The sequence below is a fragment of the Humibacter sp. genome (genome assembly GCF_035547335.1).
Taxonomy (GTDB): domain Bacteria; phylum Actinomycetota; class Actinomycetes; order Actinomycetales; family Microbacteriaceae; genus Humibacter.
In genome coordinates this window covers 22,828-29,123 of sequence record NZ_DASZVF010000061.1, presented here as the reverse complement: position 1 = coordinate 29,123, position 6,296 = coordinate 22,828, and the positions used below count along the sequence as shown (strand labels likewise).

Sequence of the window (6,296 nt, the reverse complement as noted above, 5' to 3'; positions counted from 1 at the left end):
GGCATTCCTGCTGACCGAGCCGGATGTCGGTTCAGACCCCGCGCGGATGGCCGCGACGGCAACCCCCACCGATGACGGGTCGGCGTACCTGCTCGACGGTGTAAAGCTGTGGACCACGAACGGGGTGATCGCCGAACTGCTCGTGGTCATGGCACGCGTGCCGGAGCACGACGGCCAGCCGGGCGGTATCACGGCCTTCGTCGTCGAGGCCGATTCGCAGGGCATCACGGTCGAGAACCGCAACGTCTTCATGGGCCTCAAGGGAATCGAGAACGGAGTGACCCGCTTCCACGGGGTACGCGTGCCCGCCGAGAACCGGCTGGGCCGGGAAGGGCAGGGGCTCAAGATAGCCCTGACCACGTTGAACACGGGGAGGCTGTCCATTCCGGCTCTCTGCGCCGGCGCCGGCAAGTGGTCGCTCAAGATCGCCAGAGAGTGGTCGGCAGAGCGCGTGCAGTGGGGACGCCCGATAGCTCAGCACGAGGCCGTCGCCACGAAGATCGCGTTCATCGCCGCGTCAGCGTTCGCTCTGGAGGCGGTGTTCGAGCTGTCGGCGGAACTCGCCGATTCCGGCATGAAGGATGTGCGGATCGAGGCGGCGCTCGCCAAGCTGTGGTCGAGCGAGATGGGATACGTGGTCGCCGACGAGCTGGTGCAGATCCGCGGTGGCCGCGGCTACGAGACGGCGGATTCGCTGCGCGCGCGCGGCGAACGGGCGGTTGCCGCGGAGCAGCAGACACGCGACATGCGAATCAATCGCATCTTCGAGGGGTCCACCGAGATCATGCACCTGCTGATCGCGCGGGAAGCCGTCGACGCGCATCTGAACGCGGCGGGCGATCTGGCCTCCGCCGACGCGGATCTGAAGGCGAAAGCCAAGGCCGCTGCGAAGGCGAGCGGTTTCTACGCGAAGTGGCTGCCCACGCTCGTGGCGGGCAAGGGCAACGAGCCGGGCGCGTACGGAGAGTTCGGTCCGCTCGCCGGCCACCTGCGCTACGTCGAGCGCGCATCCCGCAAGCTCGCCCGCTCCACGTTCTACGGCATGGGAAGGTGGCAGGCCGGCCTCGAGCACAAGGAGGCGTTCCTGGGCCGCATCGTCGACATCGGCGCCGAGCTGTGCGCCATGGCCGCATCGTGCTCTCGCGCGGAGATGATCCGCTCGCAGGATGCCGCCTCCGAGGGCGTGCAGATCCAGCCGGGCCGGTCGGCGTACCAGCTGGCCGACGCGTTCTGCCGTCAGTCCAGGCATCGCGTGGACGCCCTGTTCCGTGAGTTGTGGGACAACACGGACGACGTGGACAACAAGCTCGCGGCGCGCGTGCTGGCTGGCGACGTGTCGTGGCTGGAGGCCGGCGTCATCGACGCGTCGGAGGGCACCGGCCCGTGGATTGCGGACACGGCGTACACGGGTGACGACAAGGAGAGCGTTCACCGTCGCTACCGGTGACGCCTCAGCCGCCCGGCGATACTCGGTCAGCGGCGCTCAGCCGACGGCGAGCGACCAGCTCCATTCATAGACACCGGACCCTACGATGAATCGCGGCAGTGCGTCCGGCCCGACCGAGGCGCTGCCGAGTCCCCGATGCGCGACGTCCGCGCGTACGATCGTCTGCTCGCGCCGAGGCAGCTCCCACGAGTGCGCGGTCGCTTCGAGGTCACGCACGCTCTGGTGGGATGCCGTCAAGAGCACGGGCTCGGTGAAGCGCAGCTGCACGATGTGGGTGCCGTCGCTGAGCGACGCCGCGGTCACGCCCGTGCGCCCGCCGTTCTCCTGCGGCCGAACGTAAGGCGTCTGGAGCTCGTCGACGGTCGATTCCCACACGCCGAGGAGCCCCGACGACCTACGGTCTGGATAGGTCTCGTGCGGTCCGTCACCCCTCCAGCGCACCCGCTCGAATCCGGGGACGAGCGCGAACTCGATGCCGACGCGCGGAATGTCCGATAGCGAGCCGGGGACCACGACGCGCTCATGGAACACCAGCGCGCCGTCCGACACTGTCACGCGCTGGACGTGCTCGACCACCTGACCGACGGATCGGTCCGTCTCGCTGACTCCGGCAGGCGATGCCGCCTCGACCGTCTGCGGGCGGGCGACGACATACCGGGCACGCACGGCGAACTGGTCGCCGTCGCGCTCGACGGCGATCAACTCACGGACGGCGTCCCGCAGCCCGGTCGCCTCCAGCCGCTGGCCGAGCGGGACCGCCTTGTCGTTGTCGGTGAGCGCCCGCCACAGTTGCAGGCGCGGGCCGGCCGCGAGCAACGGATGCCTGACCACGCCGTCATCGTCGAGGTCGACCATGCCATCGAGTCCCGTGCGGGGCGTGGTGGCGGTGAAGATCGGTGCGTGGCCCGAGGCGCCGGTCTCGGCCGCGGCATCCCGTTCCGCGGCCACGCGCACCTCGAGCACCGCGAGTTCCGTGCCGGCGGGTGCCCACGCGACATCCGCCGCCGTACGCACCGTGAGCCGCAGCGCAAGTGCGTCGGCACGGGCGAGCTCGTGGGTGATCGCGGCTGGCAGCGCCACGTCGGCGGTCTCACCCGCGCGCGCAGCGGCATCCAGGCGCACGGAAGCGCCTACGCCGTCGATGTTCGCCACCGACGCCTCGATTCGCGTGCTCTCCAGAGACGCGAAGGTCTGGCGGTTGAGCAGCCGTACGGATCCCCCAAGGGCCGCCGCGGCATCCGACAACACCTCGACCGGAGAGAACGCCCTGCGCACCTCGAACACGGCCGGGTGCGGCGATCCGTCGGGAAAGAGCAGGCCGTCGATGCAGAAGTTCCCGTCGTTGAGGCTCTTGTCCGCCGATTCGCTCGTTGCGGGCGTAGGTGTTGCGCGGGATGCGTCGCCTGCGGAGTCTCGGCCGGTGGGTGCCGGTGCAACCGCGAAGTCGCTGCCGTACCGGTAGTGCCGGTCGCCGTCGGGATCGAGGCCGTGGTCCTTCATCTCCCAGATGAAGCCGCCCTGCAGACCCGGCGTCGAGCGGATCGCGTGCCAGTAATCGTCGAACGAACCGTTCGAGTTGCCCATGGCATGGCTGTACTCGCACATGATGAGCGGACGATCGGCCGCCTCGTTCGTGGCATATCCGACGATCGCATCGATCGGCGGATACATCGGGCAGACGATGTCGGTCTGTCGGTGCCCGCCGTACCAGTCCTTGGCGATCGCGCCCTCGTAGTGCACGGGGCGTGTGGGGTCGTATCCGCGCAGCCATCCCACCGCCGCATCCTGGTTCACCCCAGAGCCGCTCTCGTTGCCGAGCGAGAAGATGATGATGCTCGCGTGATTCTTGTCTCGCAGCACCATGCGCGACACGCGATCGGCGAACTGGTTGAGGTAGCGCGGGTCGTCGCACAGCGACCAGGCCCAGTCGTGCGCCTCGATGTCGGCCTCGTCGATCACGTAGAACCCGTACTCGTCGGCGAGATCGTAGAACGGAGGATCGTTCGGGTAGTGCGAGGTGCGGATGGCGTTGAAGCCCCATCGCTTGAGGTTGCGGAGTTCGGCCGCCGTCTGTTCGCGGGTCAGCGTGCGCCCTGTACGTGGATCGAACTCGTGTCGATTCACGCCCTGCAGAATGATCCGACCGCCGTTCACCAGCAGATCGCGGCCCACGATCTCCACCCGCCGGAAACCGACCCGGATGTCGGCGGAGTCGAGCACGGTGCCGTCGGCATCGACGAGCTCGACGGCCAGCGGGTACAGTGCGGGCGACTCGGCGCTCCAAGGGCTCGCGCCGGGCACGTCGATCCCGACCTGCGCGTGCCCGTCGGGAGCGGGGAAATTCAGTGCCGTGGCGGTGGAGGCGAGCGTGCGCACCGGCTCGGGCAGCGGCATCCTGGCGGCATTCCTGGCGTGCAGGGCGAAGACGGTCTCGTTCGGCGGCACCTGCGCCAGCAGCTCCTGCGCGTGCCCGTCTTCCGGGTCGACCACGAGTCGTGTCGACACGGGCGCCGACACCGGGGCCGGAACGGACGGCGCGCCTAGCCGCGCTCGCACGCTGAGCCCCGCTGGTATCACATCGCCAGGCGCGCCCACAATGGCTTCGACCTCGAGCCTGCCCGCACCGGATGCCGCATCGAAGTCGGCGACGGCGCGCACGTCGCGTAGGAAGACGGGACTGGTGGCGTACAGCCGGACGCCCCTTGTGATGCCACCGAGCCACCACTGGTCCTGATCTTCGATGAAGCTGGCGTCCGACCACTTGACGACCGTGAGCTCCAGCTCGTTCTCACCCTCTCGCACGAGGTCCGTCACGTCGAACTCCGCCGCGAGCCTGCTGCCCTTGCTCACCCCGGCCTGCACACCGTTCACGTCAACGAGCAGCACGCTCTCCGCGGCTCCCACGCTGAGCACGATGCGTCGCCCGCTCCAGTCGGCGGGCAGCGTGAACGTGCGCCGGTAGAGACCCGTCGGGTTCTGTCGTGGTACGCGCGGGGGAGCGTCGGAGAACGGCATCCGGATGTTGAGGTACTGCGGCGCATCGTCGGTGTCCTGCAGGCTCCATGCGCCGGGCACGTGGATGTCGCGCCACGTCTCGCCCGCGTCGGCTTCGGGGTGCGGCAACAACTGGAACCGCCAGGTGCCGTCGAGGTCGATCACACGGGGCAGAGGGCGGCCGTCGTATCCGGTCGTCCTCGGAACGGCGTGCGACCGTTCTCGAGCTATCGAGGTGATCTCCGGATGCCTCCACACCGCCGCGGCGGATCCGCGCACTGATGTAGACATTCGAGCTCCTTCGATCAGATCGGTCGTGCTGTCCTGTGCGAATTTATGCGAATTCGTTCCCCACCGCACGCTTTCCGTGAGGGGCCGCTGGAGTCACGGCATCCGTGCATGCGCTTTCCCGATGGGCGCTCCACCGGCGCGAAGGCCGTCGTGGCCCATTCGTTACTTGCGGCGGCTCAATGGGCGAATATGATCGACAATGTGCGTTTTTGCACACCCTCTGCACGTTACAAAGGAGTCAACATGCAAGAGCTCAACGCGGGTCAGGGCGTGTCGCGCCGGGCCCTGCTGAAAGGTGTCGGCGTCGGAGCGCTCGGGCTGGGTGCCGTTCCGCTTCTCGCGGCCTGCACGGGCACCACATCCGGCGGCGGTTCCTCGGGCGGCGGAAAGTCGCTCTCGTTCGGATCCAACGCCTCAGACCCCGTGCCGAAGAAGGCCTACGCGTCGTTCGTGAGTGCGTTCGAGAAGAAGTCGGGAGACAAGGTCACCGTCAACACGGTCGACCACAACGGTTTCCAGAACAAGATCAACAACTACCTGCAGGGCAGCCCAGACGACGCCTTCACCTGGTTCGCCGGCTACCGCATGCAGTACTACGCGAAGAAGGGCCTGGTCGCCGACGTCGACGATGTCTGGAAGAAGATCGGCAGCAACTTCTCGCCTGCGCTGAAGAAGGCCTCGACGGGGCAGGACGGCAAACAGTACTTCGTGCCGAACTACAACTATCCGTGGGGCTTCTTCTACCGCAAGTCGTTCTGGCAGTCGAAGGGCTACCAGGTTCCGACCACGCTCGACCAGCTCGAGGCCCTGTGCAAGCAGATGCAGGCCGACGGCATCATCCCGATCGAGTTCGCCGACAAGGATGCCTGGCCCGCGTGCGGCACCTTCGACTACATCAACATGCGCACCAACGGCTACCAGTTCCACGTCGATCTGTGCGCGCACAAGGAGTCGTGGAACCAGAAGAAGGTGCAAGACGTCTTCGACACCTGGAAGATCCTCCTGCCCTACCAGGATCCGGACGCGCTCGGCCTGACCTGGCAGGATGCCGCCCAGAAGCTCGCGCAGAACAAGTCCGGCATGATGCTGCTCGGCTCGTTCATCACGCAGCAGTTCACCGACCCCTCGGTGCTCGCCGACATCGACTTCTTCCCGTTCCCGTCCATCGCCGTCGAGGGGCAGGACGCCGTCGAGGCGCCGATCGACGGTCTCATGCTGTCCAAGAAGGGCGGCCAGAACCAGGCGGCCCGCGACATGCTGGAGTTCATGGGCACGGGCGCAGGCCAGGAGGCGTACTACAAGTACGACAAGTCCAACATCATGACCGCGAAGGATGCCGACACCTCCGGGTACAGCGCCTTCACGAAGAAGCTCGCCGGCGTGATCGCCGATGCGAAGTTCATCAGCCAGTTCTTCGACCGCGACGCGCTGCCTGCCATGGCATCCAATGTGCTCGAGCCCGCGATGCAGACGTTCATCAAGAACGGCACCATCGACCTGAGCAACATCGAGTCGCAGGCGAAGACGCTCTACGCGTCCGAATAGCCGGTAAGCGAAGCGTCGT

Annotated in this window: 3 protein-coding genes; 2 read left to right on the top strand and 1 reads right to left on the bottom strand. The window is 67.2% G+C overall.

Annotation, left to right across the window (positions count from 1 at the left end):
- The coding region (locus tag VHB92_RS13475) for an acyl-CoA dehydrogenase (RefSeq protein ID WP_325454278.1) at positions 1-1,447 on the top strand (1,447 nt) is incomplete at its 5' end.
- Between the two features lie 36 nt (positions 1,448-1,483).
- Here VHB92_RS13475 and VHB92_RS13470 read toward each other — a convergent pair.
- Positions 1,484-4,732, bottom strand: a complete 3,249-nt coding sequence (locus tag VHB92_RS13470; protein WP_325454277.1) for a glycoside hydrolase family 2 TIM barrel-domain containing protein — start codon at positions 4,730-4,732, stop codon at positions 1,484-1,486.
- Between the two features lie 243 nt (positions 4,733-4,975).
- Here VHB92_RS13470 and VHB92_RS13465 point away from each other — a divergent pair, with 243 nt between their 5' ends.
- Complete coding sequence (locus tag VHB92_RS13465; protein WP_325454276.1) at positions 4,976-6,277, top strand: ABC transporter substrate-binding protein; 1,302 nt, start codon at positions 4,976-4,978, stop codon at positions 6,275-6,277.
- Positions 6,278-6,296 lie beyond the last annotated feature (19 nt).

Coding starts and splice junctions, on each gene's coding strand:
- VHB92_RS13465 (WP_325454276.1), top strand. CDS start 4,976: ATGCAAGAGCTCAACGCGGGTCAGGGCGTGTCGCGCCGGGCCCTGCTG.
- VHB92_RS13470 (WP_325454277.1), bottom strand. CDS start 4,732: ATGTCTACATCAGTGCGCGGATCCGCCGCGGCGGTGTGGAGGCATCCG.